The 25085-nt window shown below is 75.2% G+C and carries 19 protein-coding genes and 2 pseudogenes; 13 read left to right on the plus strand and 8 right to left on the minus strand.

Annotated elements, in window-relative coordinates; translation table 11 throughout:
• Positions 1–25 precede the first annotated feature (25 nt).
• Positions 26–181 (minus strand): annotated as a pseudogene (locus tag ACFY07_RS24730) (TetR family transcriptional regulator); the annotation flags it as partial.
• A gap of 137 nt (positions 182–318) precedes the next feature.
• Here ACFY07_RS24730 and ACFY07_RS24735 point away from each other — a divergent pair.
• A pseudogene (locus ACFY07_RS24735) lies at positions 319–1535 on the plus strand (aldehyde dehydrogenase family protein).
• 256 nt (positions 1536–1791) lie between these two features.
• Here the strand turns inward: ACFY07_RS24735 and ACFY07_RS24740 are convergent.
• On the minus strand, positions 1792–4020 hold the full coding sequence (locus ACFY07_RS24740) for a SpoIIE family protein phosphatase (protein ID WP_390871721.1): 2229 nt from the start codon (positions 4018–4020) through the stop codon (positions 1792–1794).
• A gap of 341 nt (positions 4021–4361) precedes the next feature.
• Positions 4362–4940, minus strand: a complete 579-nt coding sequence (locus tag ACFY07_RS24745) for a TetR/AcrR family transcriptional regulator (RefSeq protein WP_390871723.1) — start codon at positions 4938–4940, stop codon at positions 4362–4364.
• A 169-nt stretch (positions 4941–5109) separates the two neighbouring features.
• On the opposite strand from ACFY07_RS24745, the gene ACFY07_RS24750 reads away from it, so the two are divergent.
• On the plus strand, positions 5110–6492 hold the full coding sequence (locus ACFY07_RS24750; protein ID WP_390871725.1) for a dihydrolipoyl dehydrogenase family protein: 1383 nt from the start codon (positions 5110–5112) through the stop codon (positions 6490–6492).
• Between the two features lie 224 nt (positions 6493–6716).
• On the opposite strand, the gene ACFY07_RS24755 is transcribed toward ACFY07_RS24750, so the two are convergent.
• On the minus strand, positions 6717–7190 hold the full coding sequence (locus ACFY07_RS24755) for an SRPBCC family protein (RefSeq protein ID WP_390871727.1): 474 nt from the start codon (positions 7188–7190) through the stop codon (positions 6717–6719).
• A gap of 420 nt (positions 7191–7610) precedes the next feature.
• Between ACFY07_RS24755 and ACFY07_RS24760 the strand changes: the two genes are divergently transcribed.
• The 3 genes from ACFY07_RS24760 to ACFY07_RS24770 all read left to right on the plus strand — a co-directional run bounded on the left by ACFY07_RS24760 (position 7611) and on the right by ACFY07_RS24770 (position 10077).
• Entirely contained in the window at positions 7611–8585 is a 975-nt protein-coding gene (locus tag ACFY07_RS24760; RefSeq protein WP_390871729.1) for a hypothetical protein, read from the plus strand.
• Between the two features lie 312 nt (positions 8586–8897).
• Complete coding sequence (locus tag ACFY07_RS24765; protein WP_390871730.1) at positions 8898–9365, plus strand: DUF1348 family protein; 468 nt, start codon at positions 8898–8900, stop codon at positions 9363–9365.
• A 292-nt stretch (positions 9366–9657) separates the two neighbouring features.
• Positions 9658–10077, plus strand: a complete 420-nt coding sequence (locus ACFY07_RS24770) for a CBS domain-containing protein (protein WP_390871732.1) — start codon at positions 9658–9660, stop codon at positions 10075–10077.
• A 213-nt stretch (positions 10078–10290) separates the two neighbouring features.
• On the opposite strand, the gene ACFY07_RS24775 is transcribed toward ACFY07_RS24770, so the two are convergent.
• Positions 10291–11493: a PucR family transcriptional regulator gene (locus ACFY07_RS24775; RefSeq protein ID WP_390871734.1), complete on the minus strand. Its 1203-nt coding sequence runs from the start codon at positions 11491–11493 to the stop codon at positions 10291–10293.
• A gap of 147 nt (positions 11494–11640) precedes the next feature.
• Here ACFY07_RS24775 and ACFY07_RS24780 point away from each other — a divergent pair, with 147 nt between their 5' ends.
• Positions 11641–13197 (plus strand): GMC family oxidoreductase, encoded by a 1557-nt coding sequence (locus ACFY07_RS24780; protein WP_390871736.1) that lies wholly within the window; start codon positions 11641–11643, stop codon positions 13195–13197.
• Between the two features lie 707 nt (positions 13198–13904).
• Here ACFY07_RS24780 and ACFY07_RS24785 read toward each other — a convergent pair.
• Both ACFY07_RS24785 and ACFY07_RS24790 read right to left on the minus strand, forming a co-directional pair.
• Entirely contained in the window at positions 13905–14207 is a 303-nt protein-coding gene (locus ACFY07_RS24785; RefSeq protein ID WP_390871738.1) for a hypothetical protein, read from the minus strand.
• A gap of 859 nt (positions 14208–15066) precedes the next feature.
• On the minus strand, positions 15067–16023 hold the full coding sequence (locus tag ACFY07_RS24790; RefSeq protein ID WP_390871740.1) for a hypothetical protein: 957 nt from the start codon (positions 16021–16023) through the stop codon (positions 15067–15069).
• Positions 16024–16212: 189 nt separating this feature from the next.
• Between ACFY07_RS24790 and ACFY07_RS24795 the strand changes: the two genes are divergently transcribed.
• The 4 genes from ACFY07_RS24795 (at position 16213) to ACFY07_RS24810 (ending at position 20164) form a co-directional block, all read left to right on the plus strand.
• Complete coding sequence (locus ACFY07_RS24795; protein WP_390871742.1) at positions 16213–16806, plus strand: TetR family transcriptional regulator; 594 nt, start codon at positions 16213–16215, stop codon at positions 16804–16806.
• Positions 16807–17355: 549 nt separating this feature from the next.
• Positions 17356–17550, plus strand: a complete 195-nt coding sequence (locus ACFY07_RS24800; protein WP_390871744.1) for a hypothetical protein — start codon at positions 17356–17358, stop codon at positions 17548–17550.
• Between the two features lie 519 nt (positions 17551–18069).
• Positions 18070–18861 carry an MIP/aquaporin family protein gene (locus ACFY07_RS24805; RefSeq protein WP_390871746.1) on the plus strand — a complete coding sequence of 264 codons (792 nt, stop codon included), beginning with the start codon at positions 18070–18072 and terminating at the stop codon, positions 18859–18861.
• A 553-nt stretch (positions 18862–19414) separates the two neighbouring features.
• Positions 19415–20164 carry a glucose 1-dehydrogenase gene (locus ACFY07_RS24810; protein WP_390871748.1) on the plus strand — a complete coding sequence of 250 codons (750 nt, stop codon included), beginning with the start codon at positions 19415–19417 and terminating at the stop codon, positions 20162–20164.
• A gap of 393 nt (positions 20165–20557) precedes the next feature.
• Here ACFY07_RS24810 and ACFY07_RS24815 read toward each other — a convergent pair whose 3' ends face one another.
• A complete protein-coding gene (locus tag ACFY07_RS24815) occupies positions 20558–20989 on the minus strand; it encodes an Rrf2 family transcriptional regulator (protein ID WP_390871750.1) in 432 nt (143 codons plus the stop codon).
• A 437-nt stretch (positions 20990–21426) separates the two neighbouring features.
• Here ACFY07_RS24815 and ACFY07_RS24820 point away from each other — a divergent pair, with 437 nt between their 5' ends.
• From ACFY07_RS24820 to ACFY07_RS24830, 3 genes are all read left to right on the plus strand, one after another.
• Entirely contained in the window at positions 21427–22365 is a 939-nt protein-coding gene (locus ACFY07_RS24820) for a pyridoxamine 5'-phosphate oxidase family protein (RefSeq protein WP_390871752.1), read from the plus strand.
• Between the two features lie 243 nt (positions 22366–22608).
• On the plus strand, positions 22609–23478 hold the full coding sequence (locus tag ACFY07_RS24825) for an alpha/beta fold hydrolase (protein ID WP_390871754.1): 870 nt from the start codon (positions 22609–22611) through the stop codon (positions 23476–23478).
• A gap of 92 nt (positions 23479–23570) precedes the next feature.
• The gene (locus tag ACFY07_RS24830) at positions 23571–25061 is read left to right on the plus strand and encodes a dihydrolipoyl dehydrogenase family protein (RefSeq protein WP_390871756.1); all 1491 of its coding nucleotides are present in this window, start codon (positions 23571–23573) and stop codon (positions 25059–25061) included.
• Positions 25062–25085: the final 24 nt, after the last annotated feature.

A 25085-nucleotide genomic window follows, 5' to 3' on the forward strand; every position in this document is an offset into this window, starting at 1 on the left:
GACGGGCCTGGTAGACGGCCGCGAGAAGGTCCTCGCGGCAGGCGAAGCGCCGGTAGACGGTGCGGCGGTCCACCCCTGCGGCGGCTGCGATGGCGGCGATGCTCGTGGACGGGTCCTGCGCCAGCAGGCGGGCGCCTGTGGTCAGCACGTTCTCCAGATTGCGCGCGGCGTCTGCTCTCACCGGCCCAGTCTACGCATGCATGCGGCACATGAGGCCGGATGGGTTGCTCTCAAGTGGCGGAAGGTTCAGTAAGTGCTGCATTGAAGTGGCACTTATGAAGCAAGGTGCTGCCTTGGCGATCGTGAGCGGAGAAAGAAATGATCATTCACGACAGGCTCTTCATCGGCGGCGCCTGGACCGCGCCGAGCGATCCCGCCCTCACTCTGGACATCCGGTCCCCGCACGACCGCTCCGTCATCGGCCGTGCCGCGCAGGCCGCCCCCGCGGACGTCGACCGGGCGGTGGCGGCGGCCCGGGCGGCGTTCGACCGGGGCCCGTGGCCGCGGACCGCACCCGCCGAGCGGATCGCCGTCGTCCGCCGCCTGAACGCGCTGCGCGAGCAGCGTGCGGAGGAGATCGCGACGCTCGTCTCCGCGGAGAACGGCTCCGCCCTGTGGTTCACCCGGGCCGGGCAGCCGGGGCTGACCCGGCAGGCCGAGGCCTACCTCAGGGCCGCCGAGGAGTTCGGCTGGGAGGAGACGTTCGAACCCTCCGACCCCGCACTGCCCTTCCGCAGCGTGCTGCGCCGTGAGCCGGTGGGCGTGGTGGCCGCCGTGATCCCGTGGAACTCCCCGTTCTCCGCCGCGCCGGCCAAGCTCGTCCCGGCGCTGCTCGCGGGCAACACGGCCGTGCTCAAGACGTCCCCGGAGAACTCTCCCTCAGCATGAACCTGCTCGCCGAGCTCCTCGACGCCGCCGGACCGCCCGCCGGCGTGGTCAGCGTCCTCCACGCCGACCGGGAGACGAGCGAGCACCTGGTCTCCCACCCCGGGGTCGACAAGATCTCCTTCACCGGGTCGACCCGGGCGGGCCGCCGGATCGCCTCGATCGCCGGCGGGCAGCTCAAGCGGGTCAGCCTGGAACTGGGCGGCAAGTCGGCGGCCGTCCTCCTGGAGGACGCCGACCTCGCGAAGGCCGTCCCGGGCCTGAAGTCCGCCGCCCTGCTCAACAACGGCGAGTCGTGCATCGCGCAGACCCGGGTCCCCGCCCCGCGGTCGCGGTACGAGGAGGTCGTCGCCGCGCTGAAGGAGCTCGTGGAGTCCCTCCGGGTGGGCGACCCCGCCGATCCGGACACCTTCGTCGGCCCGATGGTGCGGCCGGACCAGCAGCAGCGGGTCCGGGACTGCATCGAGCTGGGCCTCGAGGAGCGGGCGCTGGCCGTCGCCCGGCGCGTCCGGACCGGCACGGTCACCGTCAACGGCGCCCCGATCGGCTTCGACGGGCCCTTCGGCGGGTTCAAGGCCAGCGGCGTCGGCCGCGAGTACGGCGCCACGGGACTGGCGACGTACGTCGAGTACAAGACGATCACCGTCTGAACGCCCCGCCGTGCGCTCCCCGCCGGAGGGCGGCGGCCCGGACGCGGCGAGGGCCGCCCGCCCGGACCGGACACCCGGCGCGAGGCCGCCCGCCCGGCCGCCTGTCCGGGGCGTGTCGCGGCCCGTCGCCGGCCGTGGCCGAGCGGCCCTCGGTGCCGCGCTCGCGCGCCCCCGCGCACAGCCGCTCCCTCGCGGGTCCCCCGGGCCCGCCGGGGGAGGACCGGCCGCCGCGCCGCGCGGCGTGTGCCGGTCGTGCTCATTTGGCGAGGTCGGCCCAGACCGTCTTGCCGCGTCCGTTGGGGGAGCTGCCCCAGGTGGTGGAGAGGTACTCCACGATGCCCATGCCCCTGCCGTGCTCGGCGACGGCGTTCGCCTCGTCGGAGTCGGTGACGGACGTGGGGATCGGCGGCTTGGCGTCGGTGTCGCGGACCTCCAGGTGGATCCGGTCGGGGTACTCCCGGAGCCGGACCTCCACCTCGCTGTCGGCGTGGATGAGGGCGTTGGTGACGGCCTCGGACGCGATGACCTCCAGGTCCTCGGTGAGCCGGGAGAGGCCCCGCTTCGTCAGGTAGCCGCGGACGAAGCGCCGTGCCGCCCGGACGCCCTGGATGTCGTGGCGGGGCACGGACATCCGGTCCACCCGCTGCACCGGCCCGAGGGGGCTCCCCTCGAAGAGCGCGAAGAGCAGGGCGGTGTCGTCGGCGTGGGGCCGGGAGCGTCCCGCGGTGCCCGCGGCGACGATGTCGGCGAACCCGTCCAGCGAGCAGCGCTGCGCGCCGTCCGCCGACTCCAGCAGGGCGCGGGCGTCCGCGACCGGGTCGCAGCCGATGCCGTTGGTGTAGAGCATCAGCAGGGTTCCCGGGAGGACCGGGACCTCGGCGGTGGTGTAGGTGTGCCCGTGCGTCACGCCGAGCGGCAGGTTGGGGGGCGCGTCCGGGAGGACCACGCACCCGTCGGGTCCGCGCAGCAGGGGCGGCGGGTGCCCGGCGAGGGCTATCTCGGCGACGCCGAACTCGAGGTCGATCCGGACGAGGCAGCAGGTGGCGTACAGGTCGGTGTCGAGCTCGGCGAGCAGGGCGTTCGACCGCGCCAGGACGGCCGCGGGGTCGTGGCCCTCCGTGGCGTACGCGTGCAGGCCGCTGCGGAGCTGGCCCATGATCACCGCGCTGTCCGCGTGGTGGCCCTCCACGTCGCCCACCACCAGGCCGACCTGGCGCCCGGGGAGCGGGATGACGTCGTACCAGTCGCCCCCCATCCCCGAGGCGCTCGGCGGGGACAGGTACCGGGCGGTCGTGGCCATCTCGGACCACTCGGGCAGGATGCGGGGGAGGAGCTTCTTCTGCAGGGCGCCGGTCAGGGCGTGCTCCGTCTCGCTCAGCTGCTCGCGCTCCAGTGCGCCGCCCAGGCGTTCGGCCATCATGAGCAGCAGGGTCCGCTCCTCGGCCCCGAAGTCGCGCTCGGTGCCGAAGCCCAGCATGAGGCTCCCGACGACCTGCCCGCTGCCGGTGGCGGGCAGTACCGCCATGGCCCTGAGGTCGCCGACGTCGTCCTCGGAGTAGGACCCGAGCAGGGTGCCGCGGTCCGGGAGGAACAGGGGCTCGCCGCTGCGCTGGACGTCGGACGCCGGGATCCTCCGGTCAAGGGGGGCGCCGTGGATGCCGCCCACGAGGCCGGACGCGCCGCTGTGCCCCACCACGCGCAGCCTGCCCGCCGCCGCGACCGTCACGACGAGCGTGTCGGCGCCGAAGGACTTCGTGATCCACTCGTTCGCCGTCCGGACCACGTTGCCGGTGCCGGACGCCCTGTTGAGCGCAGCGGACAGCTGGTGGAGCTGGAACATCTGGGAGAGCGCCGAGGACCCGGGGAGGTCGGGCAGCCCCCAGCGGTGCGTGGACGCACCCGCCGCCTGCGGGCGGACGCCCGGGCCGGGGTCGAGCACCGGGACGATCATGGGGGAGGTCCTCGTCCCGGCCCCGGCCGGGAACCGGCCCAGCCGCGCCAGGCCGGCCGTGAGAGCCTCCCCTGCCCCTGTGAGGCGTTCCACCAGCCGTGGCAGCTCGGACGGCCGCGGCGGCATCCACACGGCGCTGAGCACCCCGAAGCAGTCCTTCCCCAGGGGCAGCGGCACCGAGGCGACGGAGTACGGGTGCGGGATGAGGCTCACCGGGGCCTCCTCGCCCGGCGTCACGAGGGGAAGCCCGGAGCTGACCGGACGGCCGGTGCGCCAGGCGGCTGCAGAGGCGTACGGGCTGTCCCGCGGAATGCAGTTCGGCGTGGTGAAGATCTGGGGCGGTGTTCCGCCGATGGCCTCCACCGTCAGGCACGTCCCGTCGGGTCCGGCCCGGTAGACCATGGCGAACAGGGCGCCGGTGCTGCGCACGACGCGGCGGAGCGCCTCGGCGAGGAGTCGGTCCTGTCGCACGTCGACCGGCTCCTGGACGCCGTCGACCCGCTCTCGGTCTGCGATCGTGCGCTGCTCTTCCACGCCTCCCCCTGCCGTGAGGGCCACCGCGTCCGGGTGGGTCGAGGATGTGATCCCAGCATTTCCCATTCCGGCATATCGGGCAAATCTCCCCACGTGCCGGGATGCCCCCTCCCGGCCCGCCGCCTTCCCCGGGGGTCCTGCACGCCGCCCGGCGGGGGCGCGGCCGCCCTGCTGAAGCCGGGAGGGGGGAGCGGGCGGCGGGAAGGCGGCGCAGGGGCCTGCGGCACCGGGACGCCGACCGGGCCCGCCGGGGAGCACGGCGGCCGGCGCCCCGGCCGGGAGCGCCGCCGGTCCGTCCGGCCTCCGCGCGCGCCGCCGACCGCTCCGGCGGCCCCGCCGGTTCAGTCCCGGAGCGCCTGTGCCACCAGGTCGGCGGCCATCCGCCGCGCCTCCCGGATCGGCTGCGCCGAGCGGGTGATTTTGGAACCGGCGAGGCCGCCGTCGTACAGCACCGCCAGCCGGTTCGCGGTGGCGGCGGGCTCCTCCACGCCCAGGGCGCCCAGCTCGGCCGTCCAGGTGCGGACCAGCCACTCGCGGTGCCGCTCCACCGCGGTGTGCACGGGGTGGCCCTCGTCGGGGAACTCGGTCACGGCGTTGAGGTAGAGGCAGCCCCGGAAGTCCCTCCCCGGAGCCGCGCGGGCGGCCAGGTCGAAGGCGAGCAGGATGCGGTCGCGCGGGTCGTCCGTGTCCGCCGCCTCCTGCTCGTAGGCCTTGCTGTCCTGCTCGTGGCAGCGCTCGACGTAGGCGACCACCAGGGCGTCCTTGGAGCCGTAGGTCTGGTACAGGCTGGCCCGCGCCGCGCCCGCCTCGGACAGGATGCGGTCGATGCCCACCGCCCGGATCCCCTGGCGCAGGAACAGGTCCGTGGCCGCCTGCAGGAGGCGCTCGGCGGGCAGCTGGTCGCTTCGTGTGGCGGTCATGCCCCCATGGTAGACGCGCAGACCGACTGGTCTGTCTGTTAGCGTGGGGAGGCGGACTGCGGTGGAGGAGTGCACGCGGGTGCCCCTCGGGGCGCACACGCGCACACGCGCAGCACCGCGGCGCCGGCCCGTCCGGGCGGGGCGCTCTCGACGTGCAGGGAGGCCGGTCATGACGGGCAGCACTGAGGACTTCGACCTGCTGGTCGTCGGCGGAGGCAAGGCGGGCAAGACGCTCGCCATGGACTGGGCCAGGAGCGGCAGGAGCGTCGCCATGGTCGAGCGGGGCATGATCGGCGGCACCTGCATCAACGTCGCCTGCATCCCCACCAAGGCCCTCGTGGCCAGTGCCCGCGCCGTGCGCCGCCTGCGCCGGGCCGACGAGCTCGGACTGGCGTCCCCGCCCCCGCAGGTGTCCGCCGAGTCGCTGCTCCGGCACAAGGCCGGGGTGGTCGACGGCATGGTGGCCCTCAACCACAAGCAGTTCCTCGACTCCGGCATGGACTTCGTGCTGGGGCAGGCGCGCTTCACCGCCCCCCGCACGGTCGAGGTCGCGCTCGACGGCGGCGGGACCCGGGTGCTGCGCGGCGCGCAGACCGTCGTCAACACCGGCACCCGCCCCTTCGTCCCCCCCATCCCCGGCCTGGCCGACGCCGGCGCCCTCACCAGCAACTCCCTCCTCGACCTGGAGCGCCTGCCCCGGCGGCTGGTCGTCGTCGGCGGCGGCGTCGTCGGGCTGGAGTTCGCCCAGATGTTCGCCTCCTTCGGCAGCGAGGTGTCCCTCGTGGAGGCCGGACCGCGGCTCCTGCCGCGTGAGGACGAGGACATCGCCCGGGCCGTGGCCGGGTTCCTGGCCGCCGACGGGATCCGGGTCCTCACCGGGGCCTCGGTCGCCTCGGTGCGGCGCGACGCGGGCGGCGAGGTCACCGTGGCGCTCTCCGACGGCACCTCCCTCACCGGGGACGACGTCCTGGTCGCCACCGGGCGCGAGCCCGTCACTGCGGACCTCGGCCTGGACGCGGCCGGCGTCCGCACCGACCGTGCCGGGTTCGTCGTCGTCGACGAGCACCTCGCCACCACGGCGCCGGGCACCTGGGCCGCGGGGGACGTCGCGGGGAGCCCGCAGTTCACCCACGTCTCCCTGGACGACTACCGCATCCTCAAGCAGAACCTCGCCGGCGGCTCCCGCAGCACCCGGGACCGCCTGATCCCCTACACGATCTTCCTCACCCCCGAGCTCGCCCGGGTCGGCCTGACCGAGGCCCAGGCGCGCGAGGCCGGACACCAGGTGCGCGTCGCCAGCCTCCCGGTCGCCGCCATCCCCCGGGCCCGCACCATGCGGGAGACCGAGGGCCTGTGGAAGGCCGTCGTCGACGCCGGGACCGACCGCATCCTGGGCGTGTCCCTGCTCGGACCGGAGGCGGGCGAGGCCGTCACCACCGTCCAGACCGCCATGCTCGCGGGACTCCCCTCCACCGCCCTCCGCGACATGATCATCAACCACCCCACCATGACGGAGGGGCTCAACCTCCTCTTCGGCGCCCTGCAGGACTGATCCGCCGGTCCCGCCCCCGTCCGCCCTCCGGGGAGTCTGCGGACGGGAGGCGGGTGCGGCGGCAGCCCTCACCTGCGGGCCGACCGGACCCGTCCCGGGCCGCCCCGGGGCTCCGGGCCGCCGCCCCGGGGCGGCCCGCGTCCCCGCCTGCCGGTGACGCGGCCGGCGGGCGCACAGGCGGCCCATGTATCCGGTCGCGCCGTAGATCAGGGCGGTGCGGGGCGTCACGTCTCCTCCTGGGCGGTGCGGACCAGCCCCTCCAGCCAGTGCTGGTGCTGGACGAGCAGGCCCCGCCGCATCAGCGGGGCGGCCAGACGGGCGACCGGGCCGCGCTGCGTCTCCTGGGTGACGACGCGGCAGCCGCCGCCGGGTGCGGGGTGCAGCTCCCAGCGGTGGTAGCCGGTCGAGCCGAGCGCGGAGCCGTCCCAGGCGAGCAGCCGGGCCGGGACGAACTCCCGGACGGTGCTGGAGACGCGCAGTCCGAACGTGGTCCACCGAAACGCGGTGCCCTCGGCGAGGCCTGTGCACCCGTCGGGCAGGCTGACCCGGCGGGCGTTGGCGTACCAGCGCGGCCAGTCGCCCGCCCGCAGCAGGACCGGCCACAGGCGCTCGGCGGGCAGGCAGGTGGTCAGCTCGTTGTGGGCGAAGACGGCCGCGCTCCCCGGGTCGAGACCGGGAGGCCATGCGGGGGAGGTCATGCGGGTCCTCCCTGCCGCGGGTGCCCGGGGGCGGTGCGGGGGCGGCGGGCGCCCGGGGGAGCGCCGGTGGCCGCCAGGGGGCCTGCCGCGGCTGCTCCGCCGGGTCGCGGCGGTCGCGGACTGCGGCCCCGTCGCTCTCCCGCGCGGTGCCGCCCGCCGGCGCCCTCCGTCTCTGTGCCGGGTGGCGCGGCCGTGGCCGCCTCCGGGATGTCCGGGGCGCAGCCGCCCTCTTCCGTGTTCGACATGCTGACAATATGTGCATTGAATGTCAGCATGTCAAGCGGCGGGATTTCCCCGTCGGCCGGGGCGTGCGGCATCCGCCGCGCTCCCCGGCCCGGGGCTGAACCGGTCGAGGCCGTGGCCCGTGTGCAGGGCGAACGGGCCCGGACTCCCCGGGTCCCGCCCAGCTCGGGAGAACCGATGTTCCGCACGTACGCCATGCCTCTCGCCGTCCTCGTGACCGTCGGCACGGCAGCACTGTCGGCCTGCAGCTCCACCGCCGCCCCGGCGGCTCCGGCCGCGTCCGCCGCCGTGTCCGCCGCCGCCCCCGCCCCGGCCGGTGCGGGCGGGGCCCAGGACGGTGCGGCGGCGCTGCTGCAGGGCAGCGCGCAGTCCAACAGCGCCCCCGCGGGGACGGGCGACTGGGCGCTGCCCGGCGGGGGCGTCGCGACCGGCGCGGCCCTGCAGAAGGCGCGGAACTGGGTGCAGCTGACCGCGGGCAGCGCGGGCGCCCTCGACCCCGTGGTGGTCAACGGCGCGGGGCTGACGCTGTACCGGTTCGACAAGGACACCGCCACCCCCTCGCGGTCGAACTGCAACGACGCCTGCGCGGTCACCTGGCCGCCGGTCACCGTGCGCCCCGGCGGCAGGGTCTTCCTCGACGGCGTCGACGGCTCCCGGGTCGGGGTGGTCCGACGCGCCGACGGGGCCCTGCAGGTCACCGTCGGCGGCTGGCCGGTCTACCGGTTCGCCAAGGACGGCAGGCCCGGTGACACGTTCGGCCAGGGGGTGGGCGGCACCTGGTTCGGTGTCACGCCCGACGGCGGCAAGGCGGGTGGCGGCACGGGCGGCCCGGGGGCTGCGGGCCAGGCGGCGACCGGTCAGGGCACGTCCGCCCAGGCGGGCGGTGACGCCGGCCAGAGCGCCCCCGCGACCAGCGCGACCCTGTTCGACGACCCCCGTTTCAGCGACAGCGGGCCCTCCCAGGGGGTGGCCGGCCAGGGGTGCGCGAACCTCACGCGTCCCGGGGTGGCCTCCTCGCTGTCGGCCTCCGGGACCCTGAAGCTGTGGTCGCAGCCGGACTGCACCGGCCGGTCCGTGGTGGTCTCCGGGGACGTCGCCGACCTGTCCTCGGTCGGCTTCGACAACACCGCCGCCTCCGTCCGCCTCGGCTGAACCGCACCCGCGCCACGGGCGGGAGGACGGACTCCCGGCCGTACCGCAGCCCTGCGGAGGCGGCGGCGGGGAGAGACACCGCCGCAGCCGACGGCCCCGTCCCCGGCGGGGGCCGGCCCGCCTCCGTCCCGGCGGTCGCGCCCTCGGGGGGCCGAGCCTATGGTGAGAAGGGCGTCCGGCCGGTACGTGAGGCCTCCCACTGTTCCGTCGGCCTGCGGAGGGCGGTCGCGGCCCCGGGCGTCCCGGTCCGCACGCCGGTCACCGCCTCCAGGAGGCCGGCGCTGCCGCAGGGCCGTCACGAAGGAGATCCCCATGCCGGCCAGACCCCCCGTCCCGCCCTTCACGTACGAGAGCGCCGTCGAGAAGGTGCGGCGTGCCGAGGACGCCTGGAACTCCAGGGACCCCGAAAAGGTCTCCCTGGCCTACACGCCCGACAGCCGCTGGCGCAACCGCGCCGAGTTCGTCCACGGCAGGGACGAGATCGTGGCCTTCCTCACGCGCAAGTGGCGCAGGGAGCTCGACTACCGGCTGGTCAAGGAGCTCTGGACCTTCAGGGAGGACCGGATCGCGGTCCGCTTCGCCTACGAGTCGCACGACGACTCCGGCAACTGGTTCCGCTCGTTCGGGAACGAGAACTGGGAGTTCGACGGGGACGGGCTCATGCGGACCAGGCTGGCCTGCATCAACGACCTCCCGATCAGCGAGTCGGAACGGCGCTTCCGCTGGCCGTCGGGGCCGCGCCCGGACGGCCACCCGGGACTCACCGAGCTGGGCTTCTGAACGGGCCGCCGCCGGCCGGGGACTCCGCCGGCGCGGTGCGGCGGCACCCGTCCGGGGCCGGGCCCGGCCGCCCGGTCCGGTGTGCCGGGAGGCCGCTCCGGACGTTCCGCCGCACGCTGCGGCCCGTTCTCCGGGCCGCTCCCCCTCCGGCGGGCGGCGCCGGTACGGGGCGCTGCCGGGTCCGGCCCGGGGCGGCGGTGTACGGGCGCGGGTACCGGGGAGGCGTGCCCGGGGAGGGCGGGCGCGGGCGCGGGCAGCCGCCGCGCGCCGGACACGACGAAGGAGGCATGCCGTGCATCTCGTGCGCGATGCGATGACGACCCGGCTGGTCACCGTTCCGCCCTACACCTCGCTCACCGACGTGGCCGCCTGCATGCGCGACGCCGACGTCGGCTGCGTCCTGGTGACCTCCGACGGTGTCCTGCACGGCGTGGTCACCGATCGCGACATCACCGTCCGCATCACCGCCGAGGGCCTGATCGCGGGCAGCGCCACCGCGCACCAGGCGGCCTCCGGATCCCTGGTGACCGTCGGACCGGACGCCACCGTGTGCGAGGCGGCCGAGCTGATGTGCGCCCACGCCCTGCACCGCCTCCCCGTCGTCGACGGGGAGGGCCGCCCGGTGGGCCTGATCTCCCTGGGGGACATCGCCGGCACCCCCCACGCCCAGGAGGTGCTCGTCGCCCTCGGCCGGGCCCAGGCCAACCACTGAGGCGCCGCCCGGACCCCGCACCCTCCCCCCTGCGGACCGGGCAGGGGCCGGCCGGTGCGCGCCTGCGGGCCGCGCCGGCCGGGAGCCGGAGGGGCGGCGACGGCGGCGCCCCGGCCGCGGAGTCCCCGACACCGGCTGCCGTCCGCACCGGACCCCGCGCAGGCGCCGTGCGCGGGGCGTCCCCCACGCCCCTTCGGGACCCCGCCGTCCGCTTCAGGCCCCCGTCCCGGAGAGCCTCATCGTGTGCAGGGCGATGTACAGCTCGGCACAGGACCCCGCTGCCGCCGTGCTGCGCCCGGTGAGCTCGCCGATGCGGTTGAGCCGGTACAGCACGGTGTTGCGGTGGCAGTGCAGGCGCTCGGCGGCCCTGGCGGTCGAGCCTCCCTCGGCGAACCACGCGTCCAGGGTGCCCAGCAGGGCCGCCCGCTCCCCGGCCGGCAGTCCGAGGAGCGGGCCCAGGACCGTGCGCGCCACCTCGGCCGCGGTGTCGGGGGAGGCCGCGGCCAGCAGTCCCACGGGGGAGGTGCCGTACACGTGGGTCCCGCTGGTGCCGGGGGGGATGCAGTGGGCCGCGAGCCGCGCCTGCCGGCGCGCGGTCGGGGCCTGGGCCGGGGACGTGAACGGCCGGCTGATGCCGATGCGCCCCCGGGCGGCCGCGTCGAGGTGCCCGTGGGCCGGCGTGACCGCCTGGTCGCCCGGCAGCGCGAGCAGTCCCACCTGGGCGTCCATCTGCTGGATCCATCCGGAGCCGATGCCGGCGCCGCGCAGCCGGTCCTCGACGCCGGGCAGGGGGTCGGCGCCGCCGACGCCCTCCGAGAGGACCACGAGGAACGGCCCGCCCAGGTCGAGCTGCATCGCCCGGAGGATGTCCCAGGCGCCGACGCCGCTCTCGGCGGTGCCGTCGAGCAGGGTCGCCAGCATCAGGCTCCGCGCGGCGACGTCGCGGCCGACCCGCTCCTGCACCGTCGCCTGGTAGGACTCGGCAGCCGCGCTGGAGCACTGGTCGATCACCGTCCACACCTCGGAGGCCTTGTGCAGGAGGACGGCGGAGCGGCCCTCGTCGAGGGCGAGGTCCAGGAGCCGGTCCCAGATGAAGCGTCCGGTCAGCCGGTAGACCTGGAGCAGGGCCTCCAGGGGGATGCCCTGCCGTGCCTTCGCGCGGCCCGCCCTCCGCGGGGCGTCCAGGATTACGGGGAACTCCCCGCGGAGGGCCCCCAGAACGGCCCGGAGGTTGTCGAGCGTCGCGCCGTGCAGTTCCTCCCGGTCGGGGGACGCGTCCTTCGGGAAGGGCCGGTCCCGGTCGAGCAGCTGGGCGGTCAGCTCCGCCGCGAGCGCGTCCACCCCGGCCAGCAGACGGTCGACCAGTGACGTGATGCACGCGCCCCCGTCCGCGTCGTCGTGCAGGCGTCCTCCCATGTCCACCAGGGTACTTTCACCGCTATTGTGCCGCTGCACAGGGATATGGACCGCTTTCCCGCCGGGTGCCTATGGCCCGTCCGCTCCTCACCGGTGACGCTTTTACCTGCACCACCCCACGCGTCACGGCAACACGAGGAGACCAGGATGAGCGCTTTCGACTACGTCATTGTCGGAGCAGGGTCAGCGGGATGCGTGCTCGCGGCAAGGCTGACCGAGGACCCGGGCGTGCGCGTCGCGCTGATCGAGGCGGGCGGCCCGGACACCGCCCAGGAGATCCACGTGCCCGCCGCGTTCAGCCAGCTCTTCAAGACCGCACTCGACTGGGACCTGGACTCGGAGCCGGAGCCGGGCCTCGACGGCCGGCGCATGTACCTGCCCCGCGGGAAGGTGTTCGGCGGATCCAGTTCGATGAACGCCATGATCTACATGCGGGGGAACCGGGCCGACTACGACGGCTGGGCCCGGGCCGGCGCCGAGGGCTGGTCCTACGACGACGTGCTCCCGTACTTCAGGCGCGCCGAGGACAACGAGCGGGGCGAGAACGTCTTCCACGGTGCGGGAGGGCCGCTGGCCGTCAGCGACAGCAGGTCGGACCACCCGTTGACGAAGGCGTTCGTGGAGGCCGGCGTGGAGGCCGGCCACGCCCGCAACGACGACTTCAACGGCGAGACCCAGTTCGGTGTCGGCCCCTTCCAGGTCACACAGCGGGACGGGATGCGCTGCAGCGCGGCGGTGGCCTACCTGCGCGGTGCCCTGGACCGTCCGAACCTCACGGTCCTGGCGGGCACCACGGCCCACCGGGTGGTGCTGGAGAAGGGACGCGCCGTCGGCGTGGAGGTGGCCTATGCGGACGGGGCCGTCGAGGTGGTCCGCGCCGAGCGGGAGGTGGTCCTCTCCGCCGGGGCCTACGAGTCCCCGAAGCTGCTGATGCTCTCCGGCATCGGCCCCGCGGCCTCGCTCGGACCCCTCGGCGTCGAGGTGGCCGCCGACCTCCCGGTGGGACAGGGCCTCGAGGACCACTTCTTCGCACCGCTGAACTACCGCACCGACGTCGAGACGCTGATGACGGCGGCCAGCGCGGAGAACCTGGCCCTCTTCCAGAACGAGGCGCGCGGACCGCTCACCTCCAACGTCGGCGAGGCGGGCGGGTTCATGGCCACGCGTCCCGGCCTGGAGGCCCCCGACGTGCAGCTGCTCATGTCGCCGGTCCTGTTCCACCAGGAGGCGCTGGGCGCGATCTCCGAGCACGGGATGGCCTTCGGCCCCTGCGTCCTGCACCCCACCAGCCGGGGCGAGGTCACGCTGCGGTCGCTGCGCCCGGACGCCGCACCGCGGATCACGCACCGTTACCTGACCACGCGTCAGGACCAGGAGGCGATGGTCGCCGGTGTCCGCATCGCTCTGGACATCGCGGCCCAGAAGGCGGTGCAGGCGGTCGTCACCGGACCGTTCGACGTCCCCGCCTCCTCGTCCGACGAGGACATCCTCGCCTGGGCCCGCAGGGCCGGGATGACGCTCTTCCACCCGACGTCGACCTGCGCCATCGGCTCCGTCGTCGACTCCGACCTGCGGGTCCTCGGGGTGGCCGGGCTGCGGGTCGTGGACGCCTCCGTGTTCCCCGCCATCCCCGGGGGGAACACCAACGCGCCCACCATCATGGTCGCCGAGAGGGCCGCGGACCTCATGAAGGCCGCCGCCTGAGGTCCTCCCCGCACCCGGCGGTGACGGCTCCCTGACTCCGCGGGGGAGGGCTCCGCCGGGTGAACGGGCCGCGGCCCCTTGACGACCCGGCGGCTCCGCCGCGCGTTCCGCTCTCATGGGGAACCCTTCATGCACCCCTCCGCACACCCTTCCTCTCCGGTGCCGCGTGACCGTGCGCACCGCCTGACGTCCGGTGCGGACGCCCGGGGCGGGCAGGCGGGGGCGGGCAGGCGGGGCGGCGGGGCGGCGGGTGGTGCGGTCGGCGGCCCGGGTGGGGTGCCGGTGCGGCCCCCGGCTCGCAGCGCATCCAGCCGGCCCCCCGGTCGGCGCCGATGAACAGCCCCCCGCCCGAGGTGGGGAGGGGGACGCCGTCGGCGACGACCGCGGTGCGGCCGAGGCGCTGCGCCAGCCGGCGGCCGGGGCGCCCTGGCGCGGCGTGCGGCCGAACACGACGCGGTACTCCCGCGGATCGTCCGGAAGCGCCCGGACCACCGCCTCCAGCACGTCCTCCGGACCCTCGGGCAGGTCGACGACCACCACGGAGCGCGCGGGGTCGGCGGCGAGTCCGGCGGCGAAGACCCAGGCCTGGCGGTCCTGGGCGCCGGGCGGACGCAGCAGCCACGCCCGCCCCGCGCGCTGCCGCACCAGCTCTGCCCCGCCCCCCTCCGCGAGCCGCCCGAGGTCGGGGGTCTCTCCGGTCAGCGAGGTCAATGCGCGGTGTCCGTCTGCCAGATGACCGTGCTCCCGCTCTGGATGACGACGTTGCCGTCGCTCCTCAGCACGAGCACGGCGCCGTTGTGTCCCGGGGTGCCGGACGACCACGCCGTACCGCCGTCGGCCCGGTAGACCACGAGGTTCCCGTCGTCCTGGAAGACGGCCTTCCGGCCGGTCCCGGCGGTGCCCGCGGACCAGCGGTTCCTCCCGCTCTCGTCGATCACGACCAGGTCGCCGTCGGACCGCATGGCGAGGGTGGTGCGGTCGGACCGCGCGGACTGGCCCGCCTCCAGCACGGACGTCGCCGTGAGGGTCAGGCTCGTCCAGTGGTGCGTGGGCGTCGGGGATGCGGTCGCAGGACTGACGGCGGTCCTCGTCGGCGTCGCCCTCGGGACCGCGGTCCTGGTGGGCGTCCCCCCGGCGGTCGTACCCGGGGTGGTCGGGGCCGGCGGGGCCGACGGGCCCGCCGGGGAGGCCGGTGCGAAGAACCGCTGCCCGGGCAGCGGCTGGTTCCAGAGCGCGCCGGCCTCCGGGCGGGACTCCTCGGCTGCGGGCTCGGAGCCCCGGCTTCCGGACGGGGGGCAGCCTCCTCCGACGGGCGGTCCTGCGGATCGTCCGTACGGCTGCTTCTCATCTGCCTTCTCCGTGTTCACGCAGGGCGGGGAGCTCGCCTCACCAGGGCGCTGGCGCCGATGACACGAACCGGTGGCCCGCGGAACCGGAGGTGCATGCCTCGGGGCCCGGTCCTGGCACTTTCTGACACGTACGCTGCCCGGACGGTTCTTCCGGCCGGTGCGGGACGTCGCGGCCGGTCCGGCCGAGGCAGCCCGCGGTTCGGGCCCGCTGCCGGGCAGCGGCTTGCGGACCCGCCGCCGGTGGGCAGGGGGACGTTGCGCCCGGCCGGGCGGCGGCCGGACCTCCCGTCACCGGGCCCGAGGGCGCCCCTCGGGCCCGGTGACACCTCCCCCCGAGGTCATCCGGCCGGCAGGGGACGGCAGTCGCCGGGCCCGGAGGCCGGCGGCCCTTGTGCAGGACCGCGAGGAACATGACGGGAGGAGAGGGGCGTCCCGTTCGCAGGCCCGTGGGTCCCGGGCTGTCGCGGCCCTCGGCTCCCGCGGTCCACGGCGGCCGCCCGGGGTGTCCGGGACGGTCCGTTTAGACGGCGCCCTGGACCTGTCGGCGCGCCGGTGCGGCCTGCGGGGCGGGGCCCGCGGCGGGGCGTCCCGGGCGGTGCGTCCAGACCAGCAGCGCCGCGCCGGCGGCGACCCACAGGAGGAGGACGGTCAGCGGCCGGGCGATGTCGCGCCCGTCGAAGTAGGCGCTCGCGCGGGCCAGCTCGATGAACTGGCCGAAGGGCAGGACGTCGTGCAGCCACCGCAGCGGGGTCGGCATCATGTCGGCGTTCACCGTGGCGCCCGAGGTCGGGATGCCCAGGATCAGCACGAAGGTCATCGCCACGGGCATGAAGTACTGCTTGACCAGGCGTGCGACGCCGGTGGTCAGCCAGCCGATGGCCTGGGTGAGCAGGAAGCCGTACAGCAGCAGCCAGCCGTCGGCGGGGACGACGTCGCGGCCGGCGGCCACGGCGAAGGTCACCGCGGAGGCGAAGGCGCCGGTGGCCGCCAGGGTGGCCGCCTTGTTGCGCAGCGGCCACATGGCCAGCTGGAGGAGGACGATCGAGGTGATCATGCCGACGAGCAGGAGCGGCAGTGCGTAGAAGAAGATGCCGACGCCCGAGGCGTCACCGGAGGACTTCGGGACGAGGTCGACGATGTGGGCCGGGTGCAGCACGGCGGCGAGGAAGTTGGCCCGGGGGCCGCTGGCGGCCGAGCTGACGTACATGGTGTTCGTGGCCGAGTCGAACGCCCCGGCGAGGTGGTCCGCGGCGACGCCGGCCGGGTTGGCGACCCGCTCGGTGACCAGCCCGGCCGGCAGGTGCGCGGGTGCGGCGCTCAGGATGCCCAGTCGCACGTCGTGCGGCTGCGGGTGGCCGAAGGTGAAGAGGTAGAGCACGGACATGGCTGCGACGAAGAAGAACGGGAACCACAGCAGCGACAGCGCGTGGGCGCGCGTCGGCCGCGGTGCGGCGGGGTGCATCACGGTGTAGTCCAAAGAACGGGGGGAGATCTGAAGGGAGATCCGGCCGAGGGCCCTGGGGCGTATCTGTCGTGGCCGGGGTCGGCGCTGCAGGACGGCGGTCCGTCGGCTCCCGCACCACGGCGGGAGGGAAGCGGTCGCCCACGCTTACTGTCCAACTGGACATTAGCCTAGCCTGCTCCTGGCCACAGGTACATTGGGCCCATGACGCCACCCGCCCCGCAGGTCGCCCACAAGCGCAAGCGGACCCGTGACCCGGAGGGCAAGCGGGCCGCCATCATCGCGGCGGCCCGCGCCGTCTTCGCCGAGCGCGGGTTCGCCCGCGCGACCATCCGGGAGATCGCCCAGCGCGCAGGGGTCACCCACGGACTGGTCGTGATGCACTTCACGACCAAGGAGCGGCTGTTCGTCGCGGCCGTGCCGGGGCCTCGGGACCTGGCCGACAGCGTCGCCGGCGACCTCGAGGGCCTCCCCGGGCGTGTGGCCCGCGCGTTCGTCGCCCGGATGGAGTCCGCCGACCGGGCGGACCCCTTCATTGCCCTGGTCCGCGCGGCCGCCGACCAGGAGGCCGCCAAAGCGCTGCTGCACGCCATGCGCACCGAGAGCGTCGCCGCCTACCAGGAGCTGCTCACCGGCCCGGACGTCGACGTCCGGGTCGACATGGTGGGGTCCTTCCTCGTCGGCGTCACCCTCAGCCGGTACGTGCTGGCCGACGGGCCACTGGCCGCGCTGACGCCGGAGGAGTTCACCGGCCTCCTCACCGACGGGCTGCGCGGGATCCTGTTCGGCGCCCCCTAGCGTTCCGGCAGCGTTTCGCCGTCCGGCCTGTCGGAGGCGTCGCAGGGAGCGCAGTGGATCGGCGACAGTGTGCGCCGGCCGCCTGCCGCCGGCCTGTCACCGGCGCGGCCCTCTGCCGGAGCCGCCGCACCCGGTGAGCACCGGAGCCGCCCGCGTCCGCCAGGTCGGGCGCTCCGCCCGGCCAGGGCGGTGGCCGGACCTCTCGTCAGCGTCTCCGGCGGCACCCCTCGGGCCCGGTGGCAGCACCCCCCAGGCCATCCGATCGACAGGGGGCACCAGCCGTGCCGGGCCCGGAGGCCGGCGGCCCTTGTGCAGGACTGCGAAAAACATGGCGGGGCTCCCCGGCGCCCGCCCGCTCCCGGGTTCCGACGCCGTACCTCGGGGTGCGGGGAGGCCGGACGGAATAACCGGCGCCCCGCGGGCGTCCGGAACACCGGACGGGAAAGCCGCCGCCGACCGGCCGAAGCCGCGGCCGACGGGCGGGGCTCCTGGTCCGGAGGCCGCCGGGGACGCACCTCGGAGGCCGCACCCGACATGGAGGAGGACCCGATGTCCGACCAGCCGACCGCAGAGGCGACGTGCACCCCCGGTGCCCCCCACGTCCTGCTCGCCCCGGTGGGCGAGGGGCCGACGGCGGACTGCGGGATCTGCGGCGAGCCGACCTTCCACCCGTCGTCGACGGAGGGCGTCGTCCACTGTCCGACCTGTGCGTGGCAGCAGGCGGGGCGCTACTACTGCACGTGATGCAGGGCACCGCCGCCGCAGAGGCGGCGTCCAGCCGGGGGTCGGCCCCCGGGGGGACGGCGCCGGGTCCTCGGGGTCTCCCGCTCCGGCCTCCGCCGGCCGCAGGCCGGCGCCCCGCCCCGCACCCCGCCCGCCCCGCACCCCTGGGGACGGCCGGTACGGGCACCCGCCTTCCCCCTCCGGCCTTGCCCGGCCGCCGGAAACGGCGAAGGATGACTCCGTACCGGACCCGGGCGGGCGGGCGGTCGACGCGAGCGCGGCCGTGCGGGACGGGGCCGCGGCCGGACCCGGTCCCGCGGACCGCGCCGCCGGGCTCCACGCGGCCCGAACCGGGCTGAACCCCCGGTGCCCGGGGGAGCCGTCCCCGCCGGGGACGCACCCGTGGACACGGCGGGCGCGGAGGACTCCCCGGGGCTTCCCCGAGGGGTGGTGCGGCCGGATTCCCTGGAGGAGGCGCGTGCGCAGACGGAGAGGTCCGGAACCGGACGGTCCGCCGCCGGGGAGACCGTTGGGGGCACGTTGACCGGACGGCGCGACGTCCTTGCGGAGTTCCTGGGCACCGCACTGCTGCTCACCTGCGGCCTCAGCGCGATCGTCGTGGACTTCTCACCCGGGTCGCCGATGGCCGGCCTCGTCCCGGACGAGTGGCTCCGGAGGCTCCTGACATCGCTGCTGTTCTCCGCCTCGGCGACGGCGATCATCTACTCGCCGATCGGCCGCGTCAGCGGCGGGCACATCAATCCCGCCGTGACCCTGGCGTTCTTCCGGCTGGGGAAACTCACGCCCCGGAGTGCCGGTGCATACGTCCTCGCGCAGCTCTGCGGGGCTGCCGTGGGCACGGCGGTGGTGCTGCTCGCCTGGGGCCGTCGGGCGGAGGAGGTGCGCTTCGGCGCCACCCTTCCGGGCCGCGCCGGGACCTGGCCGGCCCTGGGGGTCGAGACGGCTGCGACCTTCCTGTTCGTCGCCCTCGTCCTGGCCTTCACCTCCAGGCCGGGGATCGCGCACCTCACGGCTGCCGCGGCAGGCCTGTTCGGGATGTTCCTGACGTTCTTCGCGTTCCCCGTCTCGGGGGCCGGCCTGAACCCCGCCCGCAGCTTCGGCCCCGCCCTGGTCGGGGACGTGTGGACCGTGCTGTGGATCTACTTCGCCGGTCCTCTCCTCGGGGCCCTGGCTGCTTCGGCCCTCTTCCGTGACCGCGTCGTCCCCTGCGGCAAGCTCATGCACGACCCGCGCTACCGGTGCCGTTTCAAGAACTGCATGTACGACCGGAGCGCCGGAGCCGGGCCCCCCGCGCACCCGGGGGAGCCGTGACCGCGGCCGTCGGGCCGGGTGCGACCACCGTCGGGCCGGCGGTGCCGAGGGAGGCCTTGAGGCCGAAGGCGATCACGGGAAGCAGACCGATGGCAGGAGCTTCGCCGGAAGGGTCGCTCATGCCCCCTCCTGCGGGAGTGCGGGGCTGCTGAGCCCCGCCGTGCCGGCAGGAGGGTTCCGCCCCCGCGAAGGAGGAGCCGGAGGCGGGCGGCGGCCGTGGGGGCGCGGCCCGGGTGGCACAGGCGTCCGACCGTGGGGGCCTCCGATTCGCGAACCCCGCAGGAGGATGTAACAATAGGCATTACATCGACGGTCCGCAGCCGGTTCCACGGCGGCGGGGCACCCTCCAGGGCATGTGGCGCGCGCGTATCGGGCGTGCGCACGGCGGGCAGGGGTGAGCGTCGCGCATTTTCTACAGATTACTACAAAACACTCCCTCCTCCCGAGGGCCCGCGTGCGGGCCCAGGGGGAGGGATGCGCCCGCCGGAAGATGTAACGAAAATTGTTCCTTCCGCCGGGGCGGCCCCCACCTATCGCGACTTGGAGCACCACCATGGGACAGCTTGACGGCAAGACGGCCATCGTCACCGGCGGCACCAGCGGCATCGGCCTGGCCACCGCGCAGCGCTTCGCCGCCGAGGGCGCGCACGTGTTCGTCACCGGCCGCCGCCAGGAGGCGCTGGACGCCGCCGTCGCGCAGATCGGCCCGCGCGCCACCGGCGTCCGCAGCGACGTGGCCGACCCGGCCGACCTCGACCGGCTCTACGCGGCCGTCGCCGAGCAGGGGCGCCGCATCGACGTCCTCTTCGCGAACGCGGGCGGCGGTGAGTTCTCCACCCTGGAGCAGGTCACCGAGAAGCACTTCGACGAGACCTTCGGCACCAACGTCCGCGGCATGCTCTTCACCGTCCAGAAGGCGCTGCCGCTGCTGAACGACGGTGCCTCGGTGATCCTCGCCGGGTCCACCGCCGCCACCTCGGGCGCCGAGGCCTTCGGCGTCTACGCCGCCTCCAAGGCCGCCATCCGCTCCTTCTCCCGCACCTGGGCCAACGAGCTCAAGGGCCGCGGGATCCGCGTGAACACCCTCGTCCCCGGTCCCATCAACACCCCCGGCAACGCCGGCCTGGCCCCCAGTGCCGAGGAGGCCGCCAAGCTGCACGCCTTCTTCGCCAGCCAGGTGCCCCTGGGTCGCATGGGCCGCCCCGAGGAGGCCGCCGCCGCGGCGCTCTTCCTGGCCTCCGACCAGAGCAGCTTCGTCACCGGCACCGAGCTCTTCGTCGACGGTGGCCTCAACCAGGTCTGACGCGGCGGCGGGCCTCCCCGTCGCACGCAGGGCCCCCGCCCGGGAGCGGGGGCCCCGGGGGCCGGTCGGGCGGACGTCGTCTGCGTCGACCGGCCCCTTCCTTCATCGCCGCCGCCGGCGTGAGGCCGGCGTGACGGCAGGACCGGGCAGGACGCCACACGCAGACGGGACTTCTGCTGTGGGCGTGGTGCGGACGGGAATCCGGAGCATCGAATTTCTCGACCCCGAGTACTCCGCGGTGACCCGCGGGCCGGCTCCGCGGGGGAGTCCTGCCGCAGCCCCGGGCCTCCCGCCGGGCGTCGGGTGCGGCAGTCGGGCCGGACGCCCCCGGGGCGTCCGGGAGACGGCGGTCGTCCGTGCCGGCCCGGGCCGTCCGGCGCGGGGCCGGTGCGCCTACCGCTGCTGGGCGAGGACGCTCCGCAGCACCTCGGCGACCGTGGTGCGGGAGAGCTCCTCCTCCATCTGCTCCTCCAGGCCGCTGTAGACGCGCTGCAGGGCGGGCTGTATGCCGAAGCCGATCGGACAGTCGGCGTTCGGCGTCGTGTAGTGCATCCCGAACAGTCCTCCGCCCCCCACGGCCCGGTACACCTCGCGCAGGGTGATCTCCTCGGGCTCCCGTGCCAGGGTCCAGCCGGCGCCGGCCCCCCGCTTGGACTGCACCAGTCCCGCCCTGCGCAGGTCGCCGAGGCACCGGCGGATCACCACGGGGTTGGTGTTGACGCTCCCCGCGATACGCTCCGAGGTGGCGACCTCGTTGTCGTGCCGGTCCAGGGACATCCAGGTCAGCACGTGGACGGCAATCGTCATCCTGCTGTTCGCGCCCATCTGGGACCTCCTCGTCCGGCCGGCGGGGCCGCTGGGGCGGGCCGGCCTCCGACCCGTCTGCGTCTCGGATCAATCGTAACATTCTATGTTACATCGTGGACCGCTCCCGACGCCACCGGGGGCGCGGGCCCCTCCGCCCCCGCGCCGGTGCGCCGTGCCCCGGGCCGTCACTCCCGGCGCCGACTCCGGGAAGCCGCCCCGGGGCCGTGTGCTGCGGGCTCCTTGCTCCCGGGGCCGGCCACGGGTGTCCGTCGGGACACGGTCCCGTTCCGGGTGGGAGGATGGAGGCGGACCCCGGGGCGGCCGTCCGAGGACGGGGTGCGGGAGGGGCGCCGCAGTGCCCGGCGCAGCCCGATCCGCGCGACAACCGGAGGCCCTTCGATGACCAGCCCCCCAGATGTCCGGGAGCGTCCCGGAACCGTCCACGGGCGGCTGCCGTGACGGACGGCCTGCCCCCTCCCGCGGAGGGCTACCACGGCGGTGAGCTCTCCGCCCAGGAGCGTGCGGGGTTCCGGCCGTCCGCCGCGCGCATGCTCCCCATGGTCGCCCCCGCCCTCCCGCGCGCGGCCGCCGGATTCCTGGCGGCGCAGCGCGTGCTGTTCGTCGGGGCGGCCGACGCCGAGGGGCGGGTGTGGGCCTCCGTCCTCCACGGGGATCCGGGGTTCCTGCGCGTCCGCGACCCGGGCACGCTGGAGATCGCGGCCCTCCCCGCCGCCGTCGACCCCCTCGCCGTCACGCTGCGGTCCCCCGCCCGCACGGGGACCCTGGCGATCGACTTCCGGGCCCGGCGCCGCTTCCGCATGAACGGCCGTACGGCGCCCGCGGGCCACGGCCTGCTGCTCGACGTCGACCAGGCGTACGGGAACTGCCCGCGGTACATCCAGAGCAGGACGCCGGGGGAGGCCCCGCCGGGCGCGCCGGCGCGCCTGCTCTCCGCAGGCGACGCCCTCGACGAGGGGCAGCGGAGACTGGTCGCGACCGCGGACACCTTCCTCGTCGCCTCGGTCTCCGCCGACGGTGACGCCGACGTCTCGCACCGGGGCGGCAACCCGGGGTTCGTGCGGGTGGAGGCGCCGGACCGGCTCAGCTGGCCGGACTACGACGGCAACACCATGCTGATGACCCTCGGCAACCTCACGGCGCATCCGGCGGCGGGGCTCCTCTTCGTCGACTGGCGGTCCGGGACCGCACTGCACCTGACCGGGACGGCCACCGTCGACTGGGACCCCGAGGCGGCGGCGGGAGTCCCGGGGGCGCAGCGGATCGTCCGTTTCGCGATCTCCCGGGCGGTGCAGGTCGACCACCCGGAGGCCCCGTCGTGGTCGCCTCCGCACTTCTCCCGTTTCAACCCGCCCGTGGCGGACCGTGCCGGGTGACCCCGGCACGGTCCGCCCGCGTGCGCCCTCCCCGGGGAGGCGGGCGGCCCGACTTGCGGCCTGCGGTCCGGGAGCCGATGGTGGGAACCACCGCGTCCCCGCCGCCCCCGACGGCGTGCCGCCGACGCGGTCCACCGTCGGGCCGAGGGCCCTCCACCGAGCCGCAGCCGGCGGGACGACGACGCCGGGCCCCGCGCGGCCACCGGCCGGGACGCCCGCCTCCGCCCCACCGAGCGAGGGACCATGAGCCACCTCACCACCCGTTACAGGACAGCCGTCGTCGACGGCCTCGAGGTCTTCTACCGCGAGGCCGGCGACCCTGCGAACCCCACCCTGCTGCTGCTGCACGGGTTCCCCTCCAGCTCCCACATGTTCCGCAACCTGATCACCGCCCTGGCCGACCGCTACCACCTGGTCGCCCCCGACCACATCGGCTTCGGGCAGTCCGCGATGCCCACGGTCTCGGAGTTCGCGTACAGCTTCGACAACCTGACCAGGATCACCGAGGGACTCGTCGAGCAGCTCGGACTCGAGCGGTTCGCCCTCTACATCCACGACTACGGAGCCCCGATCGGCCTGCGGATCGCCTCCCGGAACCCCGAACGCGTGACGGCGCTCGTCACCCAGAGCGGCAACGCCTACGTCGAGGGCTTCACGCCCTTCTGGGACGTGCTGTTCGCCCACGCGAAGGACCGCGCGGCCAACGAGGCGGAGGTCCGGAAGCTCTTCACCCTCGAGGCGACGAAGTGGCAGTACACCCACGGCGTGCCCGCGGACCGCCTGGAGCTGATCGCCCCGGAGGCGTGGCTGCTCGACCAGGCGGGACTCGACCGCCCCGGCAACGACGCCGTCCAGCTGCAGCTCTTCTGGGACTACCAGTTCAACCTGGACGGCTACCCCGCCTTCCAGGAGTACTTCAGGACCCACCGGCCGCCGCTGCTCGTCACCTGGGGCAGGAACGACGAGATCTTCGGCGCCGCCGGGGCCGAGGCGTACCGGCGGGACCTGCCCGACGGCGAGTTCCACCTGCTCGACGCAGGGCACTTCGCCCTGGAGACGCACCTCGAGGAGATCAGCCAGTACATCCGGGCGTTCATGGAGCGCCTTCCGTAGGAGGGGAACCCCCTGGGCCGGCACCGCCCGGACGTGCTCCGCCACCCGGTGCCGGCCCCCGCACACCGTCACGGAAGGCGAGGTGGCGTCGCATGGCGTCGGTGGACCCCGAACGTTCGGAGTGGGACGTCGTCGTCCTGGGGGGTGGTGCCGCGGGGGAGAACGCGGCCCAGTACGCGACGCAGTGGTCCGGCATGGAGGCGGTGATCGTCGAGGACGCGCTGCTCGGCGGCGAGTGCTCCTACTGGGCGTGCATGCCCAGCAAGGGGCTGCTGCGCCCGGTGGAGGTGCTGGAGTCCGCCCGCCACGTGCCGGGGGTCTCCTCCCTGGTCGCGGGCGCCCGCCTCGACGTGCCGGCCGTGCTGGCCCGGCGCGACGCCATCGTGAACGGCCTGTCGGACGCCTCGCAGGTGCAGTGGGCCCTCGGCGCCGGCATCGACGTGGTCCGCGGGTACGGACGGCTGACCGGTGAGCGCACGGTGTCCGTGACCACCGGCACGGGAAGGACCCGTACCCTGACCGCCCGCCGTGCGGTGGTGGTCGCCAACGGCTCCGCACCCGCGGTCCCGAACATCGTGGGCCTGTCCGAGGCGCGGCCGTGGACCTCGGCCGACGCCACCACCATGCGTGAGGTGCCGGAACGCCTCCTCGTCCTGGGAGGCGGGGTCGTGGCCTGCGAGGCGGCGACCTGGATGCGCGGCCTCGGGGCCGAGGTCACGCTGCTGTACCGCGCGCGGCTGCTGTCGAAGAACGAGCCCTTCGCCGGGCGCCTCGTCGCCGACGGCCTGCGGGCCGCCGGGGTGCGGCTGCGCCCCGGCTGCATCCCGGTCCGGGTCGACCGCGCCGACGCGCGGGACACCGGTGTGGGCGCCCTCCACGGGGGCGAGGTCACCGTCACGCTCGACGACGGCACGGTGCTGCGGGCCGACGAGATCCTCGTCGCCACCGGCAGGCGGCCCCTCACGGGGGATCTCGGGCTGTCCTCGGTCGGACTCCCGGACGGCGGCTGGCTGGAGGTCGACGACCACCAGACCGTCACCGCGGTCCCGGGGGAGTGGCTCTACGCCGTCGGGGACGCCTGCGGCCGCTCCCTGCTGACGCACATGGGCAAGTACCAGGCGCGGGTGGCGGGCGAGGTGATCGCCGCGCGGGCCGCGGGCCTGCAGCCGCCCGACGACCGCACGGGCCCGTTCAGCTCCTACGAGGGGCACCGCGCCGTGCCGCAGGTGGTCTTCACCGTCCCCGAGGTCGGGTCGGTCGGGATGACCGAGCACGAGGCGGCCGCCGCCGGACTCGACGTCGAGACCGTCGAGTACGACATGGCCGCCCTCGCCGGCACCTTCGTCATGCGCGAGGACTACCGGGGCCGCGCCAAGCTGGTCGTCGACGCGGCCTCGGACGTCCTGCTGGGGGCGACCTTCGCCGGTTCGGGCGTCTCGGAGCTCGTGCACTCGGCGACGACGGCCGTCGTGGCGCGCATGACCACGGCGCAGCTGTGGCACGCCGTCCCCGGCTACCCGACCGCGAGCGAGGTCTGGCTCCGCCTCCTGGAGGGGCTCTCCGCCCGGCGCCACGCGCGCTGACGGCGGGCCGGGGTTCGCAGGACC

It is taken from the genome of Streptomyces sp. NPDC001380, assembly GCF_042895785.1.
Taxonomy (GTDB): Bacteria; Actinomycetota; Actinomycetes; order Streptomycetales; family Streptomycetaceae; genus Peterkaempfera.

What these genes read in the sequence shown, in the direction of transcription:
- ACFY07_RS24830 (WP_390871756.1), top strand. Translation starts at nt 23,571, where the DNA reads ATGGCGTCGGTGGACCCCGAACGTTCGGAGTGGGACGTCGTCGTCCTG.
- ACFY07_RS24760 (WP_390871729.1), top strand. Translation starts at nt 7,611, where the DNA reads ATGTTCCGCACGTACGCCATGCCTCTCGCCGTCCTCGTGACCGTCGGC.
- ACFY07_RS24745 (WP_390871723.1), bottom strand. Translation starts at nt 4,940, where the DNA reads ATGACCGCCACACGAAGCGACCAGCTGCCCGCCGAGCGCCTCCTGCAG.
- ACFY07_RS24750 (WP_390871725.1), top strand. Translation starts at nt 5,110, where the DNA reads ATGACGGGCAGCACTGAGGACTTCGACCTGCTGGTCGTCGGCGGAGGC.
- ACFY07_RS24810 (WP_390871748.1), top strand. Translation starts at nt 19,415, where the DNA reads ATGGGACAGCTTGACGGCAAGACGGCCATCGTCACCGGCGGCACCAGC.
- ACFY07_RS24775 (WP_390871734.1), bottom strand. Translation starts at nt 11,493, where the DNA reads ATGGGAGGACGCCTGCACGACGACGCGGACGGGGGCGCGTGCATCACG.
- ACFY07_RS24800 (WP_390871744.1), top strand. Translation starts at nt 17,356, where the DNA reads ATGTCCGACCAGCCGACCGCAGAGGCGACGTGCACCCCCGGTGCCCCC.
- ACFY07_RS24795 (WP_390871742.1), top strand. Translation starts at nt 16,213, where the DNA reads ATGACGCCACCCGCCCCGCAGGTCGCCCACAAGCGCAAGCGGACCCGT.
- ACFY07_RS24825 (WP_390871754.1), top strand. Translation starts at nt 22,609, where the DNA reads ATGAGCCACCTCACCACCCGTTACAGGACAGCCGTCGTCGACGGCCTC.
- ACFY07_RS24765 (WP_390871730.1), top strand. Translation starts at nt 8,898, where the DNA reads ATGCCGGCCAGACCCCCCGTCCCGCCCTTCACGTACGAGAGCGCCGTC.
- ACFY07_RS24815 (WP_390871750.1), bottom strand. Translation starts at nt 20,989, where the DNA reads ATGGGCGCGAACAGCAGGATGACGATTGCCGTCCACGTGCTGACCTGG.
- ACFY07_RS24780 (WP_390871736.1), top strand. Translation starts at nt 11,641, where the DNA reads ATGAGCGCTTTCGACTACGTCATTGTCGGAGCAGGGTCAGCGGGATGC.
- ACFY07_RS24755 (WP_390871727.1), bottom strand. Translation starts at nt 7,190, where the DNA reads ATGACCTCCCCCGCATGGCCTCCCGGTCTCGACCCGGGGAGCGCGGCC.